Here is a 14,143-nt window from a genome sequence, read left to right as displayed (position 1 = left end):
CCTGCCCGGCCCGGAGCCCTCCTCATACGCCCCTTCCCCCCGATGGCCCAGCGCCGGAACGCGGCTGCTGCTCCGCAGCGGCGGCCGCTTCGGCCGCCAGGACCAGTCCGCCCGCCGGTCCGGCGAGCCGGCCGAGCCGTGCCGGGACCACGAACTCCGCGGCCGCGTGCTCGGGCAGCCCGGGGTATCCGGCCAGCGCCGCGGTCAGTTCGGTGCGGAGCAGCGGGAACAGTCCGGGGAGTGCCGCGACGCCGCCGCCGATCACGATCCGCTGGGGCGCGGTCGTGTAGACGATGTTGCGCAGCCCTGCGGCCAGGTACGCCGCCTCCAGCCGCAGGGCGTCACGCAGTACGTCGCCGGTCAGATCTTCGGCCGGGGTCCCCCAACGGGCGCCCATCGCCTCGCCGCCCGCCAGCCCCTCCCAGCAGTCCCCGTGGAAGGGGCAGGAGCCGGGGAAGGCGTCGCCCGCGATCCGGGGCACGCAGAGGTGGCCCATCTCGGTGTGGACCAGGCCGCTGACCGCCTTGCCGCCGATCACCGCGCCGCCGCCGATGCCGGTGCCGACGGTGAGGTAGACGTAGGTGTCCAGGCCGCGCGCCGCGCCCCAGCGGCCCTCGCCGAGGGCCGCGCCGTTGACGTCGGTGTCGATGGCCACCGGTACGCCGAGCGCGGCGGCGACCGGACCGGCGACGTCCACCCCGGACCAGCCGGGTTTGGGGGTCGCGGCCAAGTGGCCGAACTTGGCATGGCCCGGGCGTAGTTCTAGGGGCCCGAAGGAGGCGATGCCGACTGCGTCCAACGGTCCGCTGTCGGCGGCCGTCTCCTGGAAGAAGGCGATGGCCCGGGCCAGGGTGGGGCCCGGTTCACCGGTCGGGAACCGGGTCTCGGCCTCGATCCGGTCGGGGGCCGAGCCGACCAGGCAGACGAACTTGGTTCCGCCGGACTCGATCGACCCGAGCCGCGGCCCGCTCACGCGTCCACCGGCCAGCCGTCGGCGCCGACCGGCCCGGAGTACGAGCGGATGACGACCTTGAGCGCGTCGTAGCGCGGTGTCCGTCCGGGCCCGCCGTCCCCGCTCGGGGTGAGCCCGCCGAGCGCGGCGAAGGCTTCTGCGTACCGTTCGAGCGGGAACTCGTACGTCACCAGCCGCTCCAGGACCGATCCGCTGCCCGTGCCACCACCGAATCGTTGTGAACCTGAGAGTTCGGCGGCCAGGTCCACGGCGACCGGGAAGATGTCGGCCCGGTAGTCCCCGGCGCCGATCAGCCGGATGCCCCGGTTGGTGAGCTGGAGGGGGCGAACCGGCACGGCGTAGGTGTCGTCGAAACCCATCACCACCACCCGGCCGCCGTCGTCGATCAGCCGCAGCGCAGCGTCCAGGCCGACGCCTGTGGTGTCGAACACGACGGAGGGACGCTCACCGCCCGATGCCTTCGCCACCGCTTCGGCCGGGTCCGCTGCGGCCACGTCCACCACGTGCGCGAACTGCTCGCCGGCCCGCTCCAGACGGTAGCCGTCCTGTTCGGCGACGATGACCCGGCGCGCCTGGCGGGCGGCGACCAGTGCGGTCAGCATCCCGATCGGGCCCGCGCCGAGCACCACCACGGTGTCGTCCAAGGTGACGGATGCGGCCTGGACGTTGTTCAGGACGCAGGCGAGCGGCTCGATCAGCACCGCGCTGCGGAAGGACAGTCCGGCGGGAACCCGTTCGACGAAACGTTCCGGCATGGTCACCGCCTGCGCATACGTGCCGTCGCGGTCGACGCCGACTTCGGTCCCGGCCTTGTGACGGCAGAAGTTGGTCGCTCCCCGGCGGCACGGGACGCACCAGCCGCAGTACAGCGTGGGGTTGACCACCACCCGGTCCCCCACCGCAACCGAACGCACTCGTGGCCCGGCCTCCCGCACCACACCCGCCGACTCGTGCCCGAGCACCACGCCCGGCCGGGCCGGGAACCGCCCGAGCAGGATCTTGCGGTCCGTTCCGCAGACGCCCGTACCGACGATCTCCACCACGACGTCATCACCGTTCACGAGCTGCGCGTCGGGCCAGTCCTGCAGTTCGGCGGAGCCTGGACCCAGATAGACGAGAGCGCGCACGAGACCTCCCCATCGGTGTTCGGAGGGCGACGCTAGCCCAGCCGAACGCGGCCGGACACAACGCCTCTGAGCCACTCCGCGGCCGCGGCCGACCGGACCCTGCCGCCACGGCCTCCGGGGCGGCAGGAGTGTTGGCTGGCCAGAGCCTCGTGTACGACCTGTCCGAATCCACGAGTCCGGTCGCATCCATTCGCCACCGGAGTCCGAGATTCGGTGGCAGCAGGCAGCAGGCGGTTCCTCGTGGGCGATCTACTGTGCGAGCACGGTGGTCGAGGCACGTGTTCCACGGTGAGAACGAGGCACTGCAGCTCGATCCGCTGCGGCCTCCTGCGGGCCCGCCACCAGGGCGCCCGCGCCCGTACGACTGACAACAGCTCACGGGCTGCCGCCCTCACGGAGGTGCCTGCTGAACGATACCCTCCGACGGAGCCTACGGCTCCGTTTTCCCGGAACTCAGTGATCGAGATACCGCAAGGTGCCACCCTTGAAAGCCACTCAAGGAGGCGGAATGTCACGTCCGGCGCGGTTGTCGGTGACGCTCGTGGGAACTGCTGCCACGTTCGGATGCTGCTTGTGGTTGACCCGGGCGGCATCGTTCGGATGGCTGCCACACGACGAGAACAACAGATGGGCGCTGGCGATCGCCTTCGCGAGCGCCGTCGCAGGCCTGGTCTGCACCGCCGGGATCTCGTGGGCGAACTCGGCATCGCCGGCCGCGGCAGGACCGCCGGCCGCGCCGGAATCGCCGGCCGCGGCGGAAGCACCTACGCGCAAGGTCCGGCAACGAGCTCGTGTCTCCGGGCGGGCACGGGTCAACCAGGTCGCCGGGAACCAGTACGCCGGGGCCGGATCGCCGGGTGCCGGCGCCGACGCCGGCACCCCCGACGACGTCGACCAGCGGCTCAGGGCGTCAGGCAAAGCCCACGTCAACCAAACCGCTGGGGATCAGTCCATCAGTGGGAAGCCCGGCGGTGGCCAGTAAGAATGCAGCCCGGTGGCGCAAACAGCGCGCCAGGGGGTCCGGTCACGCCCGGATCAACATGGTCAGCGGCGACCAGTACGTTCTCGCGCCGTACAACGGGCCCGAGCCGCGGGCCCTGGCCGGTCTGCCGGCCGCCCCGGCGCAACTGTTCGGTCGGCAGGCCCAGCTCCGAGAGGTGCTGGCCCTTCTCGACCCTGCAGACGAGAGCCCCTCGGCAATCACCGTCTCGGCGATTTCCGGGCTCGCCGGCGTCGGCAAGACCGCCCTGGCCCTGTACGCCGCGCACGAGGCGGTCACCCGCGACTGGTTCCCCGGCGGCGCACTCTTCGTCCCCCTGGCCGGCGTCGACCCGGCCGACGGCGTCAGCGCCGACCAGGCACTGGGGGCCGTACTGCGCGCACTGGGCGTCAGCGACAACGACCTGCCGCCGGCCCTCGACGAGCAGGCCGCCCTGTACCAGTCCGAACTGGCCCGGCGGGCCGACCGGGGTGAGCGCCTCCTCGTAATGGCCGACGACGCAGCGTCCGCCGCCCAGGTTCGCCGGCTGGTCCCGGGCACCCCACTGCACCGGCTGCTCGTGACCTCCCGGCACTCTCTCGCCTCTCCGACGTTCCCCGCCCGCCTGATCGACCTCGGCGAACTTGCTCCTGACCAGGCAGCCGATCTGATCTCCGGCGCTCTCCTGCACGCCCGCGGACACGACCCCCGCCCCGGCAGCGAACGGGCGGCGCTCGAAGCGATGGCGGAACACTGCGGCCACTTGCCGCTGGCCCTGCAGATCGCCTCCGCCCTCCTCATCGCCGACCCCGGCCTGCCGGTCGCCACCTTGGCGGCCGATCTCTCGGACATCCGCACCCGCATCAGACTGCTGAGCTACGACACCGGTGACGGCCAGTCGCTCGCCGTCCGGCCCGCGTTCGACCTCTCCTACCGCCGTCTGGGCGACCGGCGAAGTGAGAGCCAGGTGCTGATCAACCTGGTTGTGGTGCTGATGAAGACACGCCGGTTCACGGACGCCGTCAACACCCGCAGGCAGGCAGCCCTGATCTCCCGTGAACTCGGCGACGCCTACGGCGGCAGCCGGGCCGCGAACCGGGTCCTGGAGATGGAGGAGCGGATGAAGGGCCGGACACAGAAACCGCAGCTGTAGTCCGCGATCGCCGACGGTCGTTCCGGCCCAGGTCGAGGTTCCTTCCTCCGGAAGGACGTGCCGGACTTCCTGGTGCACCCACCCGGGGGCTGTGACCTTGCGCAGCGGCACCGCTCGGCGCCCGGCCGGGCCGGCCGGGCGTGAGGGCCCTACAAGAAGCGGCCGGCCGGCCTGCGATGATCGTGGACATAACAATAGGCCGAAGGAGCAGAAGCAGTGATCAGTCGCTGGATCGTCCGTGCAATACCCGTACTCGCGCTGGCCGGGCTGCTGCTGAGTCCGCAGGCCGAGGCTCAGGCTGCGCCGGTGTCGGCCCGTCCGGTTGCGGCCACCGCCGCTGTGGCGCAGCTTCCGTCCCAGGGTGCACCGGCCCGGGCAGCGTCTGCGCAGGTCCGGCACTCGGCAGTCGGATCCGCCAACCTCGTCGACGGCGACAAGAAGGGCGACAAGAAGAAGGACAAGAAGGGCAAGAAGAAGGGCTTCTTCAAGAAGTTGGGCATCGCCGCTCTCGTCGGCACCGTCCTCATCGTTCTGCTCGTCATCGCCGTCATCGTCGCGATCGTCTTCGCCGTCCGGCGGCGCCGCAGGGAGGCGTGAGCTCCTTCGGGGGGCTTGCGACTCACGCGGCAGGAACACCGGGCACGATCGCGGCCGTCGGGTTCGAGGGGCGCCGCAGTGCGGCGACCGCCTCGGCGGCGATACCGGGTGAGTGGGTCGGACACCGCCGTGGACTGGGCTGCGGCGATGCGCGCACGCGTACCCGACCCGATGTACCGACCGGCCGATCCGGTCAGGGCGGTGCTTCGCGTTGGCTGTGCCGGCCCGCATGCTCGGCCACACAAGGGGTGCCCGCCCGGCCGGGTACGCCGGTCGACATGCGCACTGCATCCCCCTTGCCGTCCGCCACGTCGGCGAATCACGTGGCGATCGCTCCGTGCCGGGTGCACAGAAGGGGAGGTGAGTGGCGTGTCCGCGGTGGACGTGAGGGATGGGAAGGCCGTTGGTGAGGGGGCGGCCGGACCGGTGATACACCCGCGCGGGTTGGTGGACCTACGGGGGCAGCGCGGAGGACCGGTCCTGATGTCGTACCCGGCAGGTGCTGTGGTGGTGGTGTCCGGACTGCCCGGCAGCGGCAAGAGCACCCTGCTCCGCCGTTGGTCATGCACGGCGCCCGTCGTCGACCCCCGGGCTTCCCACGTCGCCTGCGAGGCAGTGATGCCCGCGTGGCTGCCGTACGCGGTGTACCGCCCGTGGGCTCGGCTCAGGCACTTCTGGTGGCTGTGCACCGAAGTCCGCTCCGGGGGACCGCTTCTGGTCCACGACTGCGGCAGCCGGAGCTGGATGCGGCGGTGGCTCTCCTGGATGGCGGGGCGCCGCGGCGGTGAGCTGCACGTTGTCCTGCTGGACGTCGGAGTGGCCGAGGCCCTGGCCGGGCAGGAGGCGCGGGCCCGATGGGCCTCGCGCCGGGTGTTCGCGCGACACCGGCAGGGATTGGGCCGACTGCTCGGGACACTCTGCCTGCACGGCTCGACTGCGGTGCGGGAGGCGGTCTCGGTGGTGCTGCTCGACCGGGTTTCACGGGAACGCATGGCAGCGGTGGAATTCGGCCCCGAGCGCCGCCGCTCCGAGAACGCCTAATGGCCTCTGACGGATCGCCGCTGAGCACGCCGCCGGCAGCTCTACGTGCGGCCTGGCCGGCCCCAAGGCCCCGGCCCCAAGGCCCCGGCCAGGCCTCGTGGTCCTGCGCGGCAGCACCCCGACGGGGGCGGTTCGCACCGGGAGACCCCATACTCGTTGATCGTTGCTGGGCCATCGAGTGTATGAGCCGGGCGGGTTGGAAAGGCTGATGGGGGATATGACAGACGTGAACGATCTGGCCGTGCCAGAGGTGGTGGAGAGTCCCGCCCTGCCGACACCGCCCACTGGCGGTCTGGCGCAGTGGTTGCTGCGCCACCGGGTACAGCCGGTCGGTCCTGCGGCAGGCGAGGGGCACACCGAGCCCCATGCTTGGTGGAAGGTGATGTGCCTGACCGGGGTGGACTACTTCTCCAGCCTCGCTTACGTTCCGGCGATCGCCGCGCTCGCGGCGGGCGCGGTCTCACCGCTGGCCACACTGCTGATCGTGGCTCTGACCCTGCTGGGAATGCTGCCGATGTACCGGAGGGTCGCCCGCGAGAGCCCCCACGGGGCCGGGTCGGTCGCGATGCTCGAGGATCTGCTGCCGTTCTGGCGGGGCAAGCTGTTCGTCCTGGTGCTGCTCGGCTTCGTGGCCACCTCGTGGATCATCACGATCACGCTGTCCGCGGCAGACGCTTCCGTGCACGTGGTGGAGAACCCGTTCTTCCCGCAGGCCCTGCACGGCCACGAGGCCGCCCTCACAGTGGGTCTCCTGCTGCTGCTCGGCGGGGTGTTCCTGCTCGGGTTCAGCGAGGCGGTCAGCGTCGCGATCCCCCTGGTCGCCGTCTTCCTGCTGCTCAATGCGGTAACCATCGCCGTCGGTGTCGTCGACGTCATCACTTCACCCGGCGCCTGGTCGGCATGGACCGACGCCCTCGTGGACGGGGGAGGCGGGCTCGGCGACCTGGCCGGGCCCGCACTGCTGGCGTTCCCGCTCCTGGTACTGGGTCTGTCAGGCTTCGAGACGGGAGTGAGCATGATGCCGCTCATCGCCGCCGACGGCGAGGACCCCGAGCAGCGGCTGCAGTCCCGGATCCGCAACTCCCGGAAGCTCTTGACCACCGCAGCTGCCGTCATGAGCGTGTACCTGCTGGCAGCGAGTTTCGTCACCACGGTCCTCATTCCGCACCAGGCGTTCGAGCCGGGCGGCGCGGCCAATGGCCGTGCCCTGGCCTATCTGGCCCACGAGCACGTGGGAGAAGCCTTCGGCACCGTCTACGACATCAGCACCATCCTGATCCTGTGGTTCGCGGGAGCCTCCGCGATGGCGGGACTGGTCAACATCGTTCCGCGCTACCTGCCCGACTACGGCATGGCCCCGGAGTGGGGCCGGGCCGTACGCCCTGTCGTGCTGGTCTACACGGCCCTCTGCGTCGTGATCACCATTGCCTTCGACGCCGATGTCAACGCCCAGGCCGGCGCGTACGCCACCGGCATACTCGCCATGATGGTCTCCGGCTCCTTCGCCGTCACGGTCTCGGCCCTGCGGCGCCGCCAACGCGCGACCACTGCGGGCTTCACCGTGCTCACCGCGGTGCTGCTCTACGCGCTGGTGGCCAACATCATCGACAAGCCCGACGGCATCACCATCTCCGGCCTTTTCATCGCCGGAATCATCGCCGTCTCCCTGATTTCCAGGGTTTCCCGCACCACCGAACTGCGGGCCGACCGCATCGTCTTCGATCCATCTGCCCGGCAGTTCATCACGGACACCCTCGCCTACGACAACGCGATCAACATCATCGCCAACCGCCGACAGGCAGGCGACGGCGCCGAGTACGCCGACAAGGAACGCGAACAGCGCGGCAACAACCCGGTACCCGGTCCGGCCGACGTGATGTTCGTGGAGATCGACGTCGTCGACCCCTCGGACTTCAGCGAAACCCTCACTGTCCACGGGGTGCAGGTCGACGGGTATCGAATCCTGCGCGCCGAGGCCCCGGCAGCGCCGAACGCCATCGCCGCGATCCTCCTCGCCCTGCGCGACACGACCGGCGTGCAGCCGCACTGCTTCTTCGCCTGGGCCGAAGGAAGCCCCCTGACCCACATGTTCCGCTACTTCCTCCTCGGCCGGGGCGACACCGCTCCCGTGACCCGCGAGATCATCCGCAAACACGAACCCGACCCGACCCGTCGCCCCGGCATCCACGTCGGAGGCTGACCCCTCGGTCACGACTGCGTCGCAGCCTCACGGTCAGCGGTGAGGCTGCGACGCAGCATGTCGGGCCCCGCGAAATGGGACCGGCCCGGCCACAACCGCACCCCCGACGCAGCGCTGTGGCGCCCGGATTCACCGCGGTCGGCCCATCCGCCGGCTCTCCGTCAGGACTTCCGCCTTGATGGGCCGTCCTCGTCGGTGAGGAATCAGACGTGTCGCAGTTCGGCGGGCGCCAAGGGCCGAGGCCGAGAACCGCGGTGTGGGCATTCGGCCTGCAAGCGCCACTGGTGCAAGGTCAGCCCCGGGCGAGGAGGCGGGCCGCATTGCCGCCGAGGACCAGGTCGCGGACCGCCGGATCGGCCACGGCGGCCTCGACCGTGTGCCGCGCCGCGACCACGTCTCCGTAGGGGGTGTTCGACCCGAAGAGGCAACGCTCGGGCAGCTCACGGACCGCAGCCCGGACGGCGAACACCTGTAGCGCGCTGGAGAGGTCGATGTGGAGGTTCGGCGTCTCCCGGGCCAGATCGACCAACTCCAGCCAGTTGAGCCCGCCGAGCGCACCGACGACGACCGGTACCGTGCGATAACGCGCAGCCAGCGAAGCGTACGTCCGCAGATCGTCGGCGGTGTTCGGCGCGAAGCCGTGGACCAGGACCGGAACACCACCGTGGTCGGCGCTGACCGCGAGCGCCGGCTCGATGAGGTGCGCCTGGCCGGGAGCGGGGGTCAGTTCGCCGATTCCGACGAAGCCGGGGCGGGCGAGCATGTCGTCCAGCCGGGCCCGGGCCTGGCTCGCGGTCGTGGGCGTCGTGGTCAACCGCAGATTGGCCAGAGCGACGGCCTCGCCGGGATGGGCGTCGAGGGCATCGCGGAGCTCGTCCATCGCCGCGTGGAACTCCTCCTCGGGACCGGCCTCGCCACCGATCACCGCGGCCAGCCGGGCGAACTCCGCTCGCAGGCCGTCGAGAGTCGTCGGCGCCTCGGGGTGGATGCGCGTGGACTGCAAAACCGTGCGGCCGACACCGGCTTGCCGGGCTCGGGCCAACTGGGCCGGGACGTCGACCGTGACGTGTGCATGAAAATCGGTGATCATGGATCCACGCTAAACTTTGACACCGATGTGAAGGTCAAGTCCGCGAGGGGGGGAGAGGGGACGGCCATGCGAGTCGGCGAGCTCGCACAACGGACCGGGGCCAGCCCCCGGGTGCTGCGGCACTACGACGCGAACGGGCTCCTGCCCTCGCACCGCCTGGCGAACGGCTACCGCGACTTCCCCGAGCACGCGATCGAGCGGGTCCGTCGTATCAGACTCCTGTTGGGCATCGGGCTGGACCTCAAAGACGTCGCGCTGCTGCTCCCCTGCTTCGCCGAGGACGGCAAGCTCACGCCGTGCGACCGGGCCCAGGAGCGGCTCCTCGGGCAGATCGCGGACATCGACGCCAGGATGTCCGCTCTGCGGACGACCCGGCGGATGCTGACCAGGGAACTTCGACAGTGGGACCGGGGCCCCGGCCCGGACGGCGAGGCGGCACCACACTCGGCAAGGCGAAGTGCGCACGTGCCTCGAAATCCCGGACAACCGGCCGGGCAGGTGAGGATCAGCCCGCATGCCTCACGTGCCTGACGCTTCCCGGACGGACAAAGGCGTCGATCACACGACGGAAAGCACGATCTTGCCGGTGGTACGGCCGGTCTCCCCCAGCGTGTGGGCGGCGGCGGCCTCTGCAAGGGGGAAGACCTCATTGGCGATCACGCGCAGACGACCCTCCTCGACCAGGGCACTGATCTCGCGCAACCCCGTCTGATCGGGCTCGACCAGCATGAACACCGCGCGCACCCCGGCCGCTTCCGCCTCCTCGTGGGGGAAGGTGTCATCGAGCGGCAGGACCGAAACCAGGATTCCGCCTGTGCGCAGGGAGCGCAGGGAGCGTGCCCGGTCCGGGCCGCCGAGGGTGTCCAGGACCACGCCCACGTCGCGGGCGGTCTCGGCGACGTCCTGGGTGCGGTAGTCGATGAGTTCGTCCGCCCCGAGTGTGCGCAGCAGTTCGTGTTTGGCGGCGCTGGCGGTACCGATCACGTGGGCGCCCCTGGCCTTGGCTATCTGGATGGCCAGGTGGCCGACGCCGCCCGCGGCGGCATGAACGAGAACGCGCTGGCCGGGCCGGACGTTCGCGGTGTCGACCAGGGCCTGCCAGGCGGTGAGCGAGGCCAGTGGCAGGGCACCGGCCTGGATGTGGTCCAAGCCCTTGGGGCGCGGGGCGAAATGGCGGGCCGGGGCGGTGACGTACTCGGCGTAGGCGCCGGCCGGGTGCGGGAAGCGCGGCATCCCGAAGACCTCGTCACCCGGGTGGAAGAGGGTCACACCGTCGCCGGTCTCCTCGACCACCCCGGAAACGTCGAAGCCCAGGGTGAAAGGGAGCTTGGCGCCGTTGGCGAACACACCCCGCTCGCGGATCTTCCAGTCGGCCGGGTTCACGCCCGCCGCGTGCACGCGGACCAGGATCTCCCCCCGGCCCGGCTGCGGGCGAGCCGTCTCCACAACGTTGAGGACGTCAGGGGCCCCAGGTCCGTTCTGGAAAATAGCCCGCATGGTCGCGGGTGCTGGGCTGGTGGTGACTCGGCTCGTGGTCATGTTTCTCTTTCCGGTAGCACTTGCTCTGTGCCGTGCTGGTTTCCTCGGGTATGCCGTCAGCCTGCCGGAACCGGGAGGGCCCCAGTAGCGGCCTGATGGCCATGGCCTGAAAGGATCTGGCCATGCATCACGTCGGCGTTCTGGCCCTGGACGGAGTCGTCCCCTTCGAACTCGGCATCCCCGGCCGCGTCTTCGGCGCCGCCCGCGACGGAGACGGCAACCGGCTCTACACCGTGACCACCTGCAGCCTGGACGGCCGCCCGGTGCGGGCCGATGCCGACTACGGCCTCAGCGTCGCCCACGACGCCTCACTCCTGGCCCGCGTCGACACCGTCGTCATCCCTCCCTCCCAAGCCCTCGGCCCCATTCGCGAGGAGGGCCGCCTGCCCGCGGCACTGCACGACTGCCTGGCCGCCATCCGCCCCGGCACCCGGATCGTGGGCATCTGTACCGGCACTTACGTGCTGGCCGCCGCCGGACTGCTCGACCACCGGCCCGCCACCACCCACTGGCGGGAAGCGGACCGCATGCAGCGGATGTTCACCACCACCCGCATCGACCCGGGCGTCCTGTTCGTCGATGACGGTGACGTCCTCACCTCTGCCGGAGTCGCCGCGGGCATCGACCTGTGTCTGCACATCGTCCGCCGCGATCACGGCAGTCGGATCGCCAACGAGGTCGCCCGCTCCTGCGTCGTACCGCCCTGGCGGGACGGCGGCCAGGCCCAGTACATCGAGCGGCCCGTTCCCGACTCCGCGGCCTCCAGCACCACCCCCACCCAAGCATGGGCTCTGGAACACCTCACCGAACGCCTCACCCTGAGCGACCTCGCCGCTCACGCCAACATGAGCGTGCGCACCTTCACCCGCCGCTTCCGCGACGAAGTCGGCACGACCCCCGTCCAATGGCTCACCCGCCAACGCATCGACCATGCACGCCACTTGCTGGAAACCACCGACTGGCCCGTCGACCGCGTCGCCCATCAGGCCGGCTTCGGCACCGGCGTCTCCCTGCGTCAGCACTTCCAGGCTGCCGTCGGCGTCACCCCCCGGGCATACCGCCGTACCTTCCGCCCCGTCGCCACGGCCGGCGTCGTAGACACAACCCGCGGCCGGAACCGTTCGACGAACCCGGGGTGAGCGAGGCGCCGCCACGCCGGTGTGCGCGACCCGTTCGGCAACATCTGGTGGGTGTCGAGCCGGGTCGACGCCCTAGGCCGCATCGGCGATGCGCGTGACCTCTTCCGCCGGCTCCGGCGCGGCACACTCGGCATCGGTGAACACCGTGGCCTCACGCCAGACCGCGACCAGGTGGAGGCGCTCCGCGGACCCTCCGGCGCGCACCGCGTCCGAGGCCCCATCTGCAGCCGGCCGGTGTCACCTGCTGAACCCCAGGCCGGTCAGCAGCACGTCGATGGCGAGCTCGGTCGCCTCCGCGAGGGGCGTGTCGTCGAGGAGGGATCCGAGGGCCAGTGTCGCCAGGCCGTGCAGGGCGGAGAAGGCGACTTGGGCGAGGCGGGCGGGGTCGCCCGCGCGCGCGTCGCCCTCCCGCTGCGCCTGCGCGATGAGCTCTGCGGTGGTCTCCAGGCTCCGGTGCCCGAGCTCCTTCAGTTCTGCGCTGGAGTCGTCGGCGTGCTTGGCCGTGAACATCAGGTTCAGCAGGGGCGCATGCGTGACGGCGAATTCCACGTACGCCCGCCCCAGCGCAGACAGGCGAGCCGATACCGGGCCGGGGGCCTCGACCGCGGTCCGCAGACGCTCGTTCAGCCGGGTGAAGCCGCTGACGGCGAGGGCGTCCAGCAGCGCCTGCCGGTCGCGGAAGTGGCGGGACGGCGCTGCATGGCTCACGCCGAGATCGCGCGCCAGCGCCCGGAGAGACAGGCCGTCCACGCCCGACTCGACGAGGACAGCCTCCGCGCGCTCCAGCAGAGCGGCCCTGAGATTGCCGTGGTGGTAGGACCCCTCGGTCAAAGCGGCCCCTCCTCTCCTCATGTTGTCATTGACTACAATGATGACGCCGCCTACATTTCAGTGATCACCGATGCACGGAAACGGAGCAGACGACCATGCCTATGACATACCAGGGGACCGTGGCACTGATCACCGGGGCGAGCGCCGGTCTCGGTGTCGAGTTTGCCCGCCAGTGGGCCGAGCGCGGAGCAGACGTCGTACTCGTCGCCCGGCGCCTCGACCGGCTCGAAGAGCTTGCGACGGGCCTGGAGAAGCGATACGGCGTCACCGCGCACGCCATCGCTGCCGACCTCGCCCGACCCGGCGCTGCGGCGACACTGCGTGCAGAGCTCGACGCCCGCGGGATCTGCGTCCACACCCTCATCAACAACGCCGGCTTCGGCAGCTACGGCCCCTTCGCGCGGCAGGACGCGTCGCAGATCAACGAGATGATCCAGCTCAACGTCGTGGCCGTCGCCGAGCTCACCCGGACGTTCCTGCCCGATCTGGCGGCCGACGGCCGGGGCGCCCTGGTCACCGTCGCAAGCGCCGCGGCCTACCAGCCGACTCCCGCGATGGCGGTCTACGGTGCCACCAAGGCCTTCGTCCTGAGCTTCACCGAGGCCGTCGGCTACGAGACCCGCACCTCTCCCCTGCGTGTGCTCGCCGTATCACCGGGCCCGGTCGGCACCGAGTTCTTCGACGTCGCCGGCAGCCGCAACGCAGCCGTCGGCCGGATGGCCACCCCTGAGCAGGTCGTGACCGCCACGCGGCGCGCTCTGGAACGCGGCAAGACCCCGCCCAGCATCGTCGCCGGGCTCGGCAACCGCATCTCCACCCTCGCCTCCGCCCTGACCCCCCGTCGCATCACTCTGGCGGTATCGGGAAGGCTCCTCAAGGCCTGACGCAGACACCCGGCCCCGCCACCGCACACCAAGGGCCTGCACCCCGGGTCGCGTGCAGCTCGGGCTCGGCGCGGAGCTCGCCTCGTACCGGCCTTCACGGCTGCCGGCGTAGATCCAGCCGTTGGCGGTGTCCGGCGCGAGGACCTCGCACGCCCCCAGGCCGGTGGGCGGGGGTAACGCTGCGGGTTCGGCGCCGCAGGGGCCGCCGCTTTCCGGCGGGCTTGGCGGGCGTATACGCAAAGACGCTCGGCCGGGAAGTCCGGGCCGAGCGTTTTCGTGCGTCTGCTACCGCTGGCGGCTTAGTACCAGTGGTGGGCCTGCCAGAACTTCCAGGCACCGACCGGGCTGCCGTAGCGCGAGTTCATGTAGTCCAGGCCCCACTTGATCTGGGTGGCCGGGTTGGTCTTCCAGTCCGCGCCCGCCGAGGCCATCTTCGAGCCCGGCAGGGCCTGGACCAGGCCGTACGCGCCCGAGGAGGAGTTCGTGGCCGTGTGGTTCCAGCCGCTCTCACGCGAAACGATGTTGTTGAACGCCGCGAACTGCGCCGGGTCCTTGATCATCTGCTGGGCGATCGCCTTGGCGCTCGTCGG

The 14,143-nt window shown here is 70.8% G+C and carries 14 protein-coding genes and 1 pseudogene; 7 read left to right on the top strand and 8 right to left on the bottom strand.

What is annotated here, in order from left to right; genetic code table 11:
- Window positions 1-22: 22 nt before the first annotated feature.
- From ABTY04_RS33900 to ABTY04_RS33890, 3 genes are all read right to left on the bottom strand, one after another.
- A complete protein-coding gene (locus ABTY04_RS33900) occupies window positions 23-973 on the bottom strand; it encodes an ROK family protein (RefSeq protein WP_352217285.1) in 951 nt (316 codons plus the stop codon).
- A complete protein-coding gene (locus ABTY04_RS33895) occupies window positions 970-2,100 on the bottom strand; it encodes a zinc-dependent alcohol dehydrogenase (RefSeq protein WP_352217284.1) in 1,131 nt (376 codons plus the stop codon). The genes ABTY04_RS33900 and ABTY04_RS33895 overlap by 4 nt, the downstream gene beginning before the upstream one ends.
- Before the next feature lie 495 nt (window positions 2,101-2,595).
- The gene (locus tag ABTY04_RS33890; RefSeq protein WP_352217283.1) at window positions 2,596-3,018 is read right to left on the bottom strand and encodes a hypothetical protein; all 423 of its coding nucleotides are present in this window, start codon (window positions 3,016-3,018) and stop codon (window positions 2,596-2,598) included.
- Between the two features lie 53 nt (window positions 3,019-3,071).
- On the opposite strand from ABTY04_RS33890, the gene ABTY04_RS33885 reads away from it, so the two are divergent.
- The 4 genes from ABTY04_RS33885 (at window position 3,072) to ABTY04_RS33870 (ending at window position 8,070) form a co-directional block, all read left to right on the top strand.
- Window positions 3,072-4,232: an ATP-binding protein gene (locus tag ABTY04_RS33885; RefSeq protein WP_352217282.1), complete on the top strand. Its 1,161-nt coding sequence runs from the start codon at window positions 3,072-3,074 to the stop codon at window positions 4,230-4,232.
- Between the two features lie 216 nt (window positions 4,233-4,448).
- Entirely contained in the window at window positions 4,449-4,829 is a 381-nt protein-coding gene (locus ABTY04_RS33880; protein ID WP_352217281.1) for a hypothetical protein, read from the top strand.
- 483 nt (window positions 4,830-5,312) lie between these two features.
- A complete protein-coding gene (locus ABTY04_RS33875) occupies window positions 5,313-5,870 on the top strand; it encodes an ATP-binding protein (RefSeq protein WP_352217280.1) in 558 nt (185 codons plus the stop codon).
- 217 nt (window positions 5,871-6,087) lie between these two features.
- Complete coding sequence (locus tag ABTY04_RS33870) at window positions 6,088-8,070, top strand: APC family permease (RefSeq protein WP_352217279.1); 1,983 nt, start codon at window positions 6,088-6,090, stop codon at window positions 8,068-8,070.
- Window positions 8,071-8,362: 292 nt separating this feature from the next.
- Here ABTY04_RS33870 and ABTY04_RS33865 read toward each other — a convergent pair whose 3' ends face one another.
- The gene (locus tag ABTY04_RS33865; RefSeq protein ID WP_352217278.1) at window positions 8,363-9,160 is read right to left on the bottom strand and encodes an amidohydrolase family protein; all 798 of its coding nucleotides are present in this window, start codon (window positions 9,158-9,160) and stop codon (window positions 8,363-8,365) included.
- Window positions 9,161-9,226: 66 nt separating this feature from the next.
- Here ABTY04_RS33865 and ABTY04_RS33860 point away from each other — a divergent pair, with 66 nt between their 5' ends.
- On the top strand, window positions 9,227-9,691 hold the full coding sequence (locus tag ABTY04_RS33860; protein WP_352217277.1) for a MerR family transcriptional regulator: 465 nt from the start codon (window positions 9,227-9,229) through the stop codon (window positions 9,689-9,691).
- A 27-nt stretch (window positions 9,692-9,718) separates the two neighbouring features.
- Here ABTY04_RS33860 and ABTY04_RS33855 read toward each other — a convergent pair whose 3' ends face one another.
- The gene (locus ABTY04_RS33855) at window positions 9,719-10,699 is read right to left on the bottom strand and encodes an NADP-dependent oxidoreductase (protein ID WP_352217276.1); all 981 of its coding nucleotides are present in this window, start codon (window positions 10,697-10,699) and stop codon (window positions 9,719-9,721) included.
- A gap of 122 nt (window positions 10,700-10,821) precedes the next feature.
- On the opposite strand from ABTY04_RS33855, the gene ABTY04_RS33850 reads away from it, so the two are divergent.
- Complete coding sequence (locus ABTY04_RS33850; protein WP_352217275.1) at window positions 10,822-11,838, top strand: GlxA family transcriptional regulator; 1,017 nt, start codon at window positions 10,822-10,824, stop codon at window positions 11,836-11,838.
- 75 nt (window positions 11,839-11,913) lie between these two features.
- On the opposite strand, the pseudogene ABTY04_RS33845 reads toward ABTY04_RS33850, so the two are convergent.
- Window positions 11,914-12,048, bottom strand: a pseudogene (locus ABTY04_RS33845) (carboxymuconolactone decarboxylase family protein); the annotation flags it as partial.
- A 27-nt stretch (window positions 12,049-12,075) separates the two neighbouring features.
- A complete protein-coding gene (locus tag ABTY04_RS33840) occupies window positions 12,076-12,669 on the bottom strand; it encodes a TetR/AcrR family transcriptional regulator (RefSeq protein ID WP_352217273.1) in 594 nt (197 codons plus the stop codon).
- Window positions 12,670-12,764: 95 nt separating this feature from the next.
- On the opposite strand from ABTY04_RS33840, the gene ABTY04_RS33835 reads away from it, so the two are divergent.
- Window positions 12,765-13,553: an SDR family NAD(P)-dependent oxidoreductase gene (locus ABTY04_RS33835; RefSeq protein WP_352217272.1), complete on the top strand. Its 789-nt coding sequence runs from the start codon at window positions 12,765-12,767 to the stop codon at window positions 13,551-13,553.
- A 299-nt stretch (window positions 13,554-13,852) separates the two neighbouring features.
- On the opposite strand, the gene ABTY04_RS33830 is transcribed toward ABTY04_RS33835, so the two are convergent.
- Window positions 13,853-14,143, bottom strand: a 291-nt coding sequence (locus tag ABTY04_RS33830; RefSeq protein ID WP_352217271.1) for an aggregation-promoting factor C-terminal-like domain-containing protein, incomplete at its 5' end; no start/stop codon positions are given.

The sequence above is a fragment of the Streptomyces sp. NPDC097981 genome (genome assembly GCF_040302565.1).
Classification (GTDB): Bacteria; Actinomycetota; Actinomycetes; order Streptomycetales; family Streptomycetaceae; genus Streptomyces.
Note: the sequence above shows the minus strand (reverse complement) of the source record. Positions and strands in the feature narration are given on the sequence as shown.

Bases quoted from the DNA above. Each gene is read 5' to 3' on its own strand.
- ABTY04_RS33875 (WP_352217280.1), top strand. From the start codon at position 5,313: ATGTCGTACCCGGCAGGTGCTGTGGTGGTGGTGTCCGGACTGCCCGGC.
- ABTY04_RS33870 (WP_352217279.1), top strand. From the start codon at position 6,088: ATGACAGACGTGAACGATCTGGCCGTGCCAGAGGTGGTGGAGAGTCCC.
- ABTY04_RS33865 (WP_352217278.1), bottom strand. From the start codon at position 9,160: ATGATCACCGATTTTCATGCACACGTCACGGTCGACGTCCCGGCCCAG.
- ABTY04_RS33860 (WP_352217277.1), top strand. From the start codon at position 9,227: ATGCGAGTCGGCGAGCTCGCACAACGGACCGGGGCCAGCCCCCGGGTG.
- ABTY04_RS33855 (WP_352217276.1), bottom strand. From the start codon at position 10,699: ATGACCACGAGCCGAGTCACCACCAGCCCAGCACCCGCGACCATGCGG.
- ABTY04_RS33850 (WP_352217275.1), top strand. From the start codon at position 10,822: ATGCATCACGTCGGCGTTCTGGCCCTGGACGGAGTCGTCCCCTTCGAA.
- ABTY04_RS33835 (WP_352217272.1), top strand. From the start codon at position 12,765: ATGCCTATGACATACCAGGGGACCGTGGCACTGATCACCGGGGCGAGC.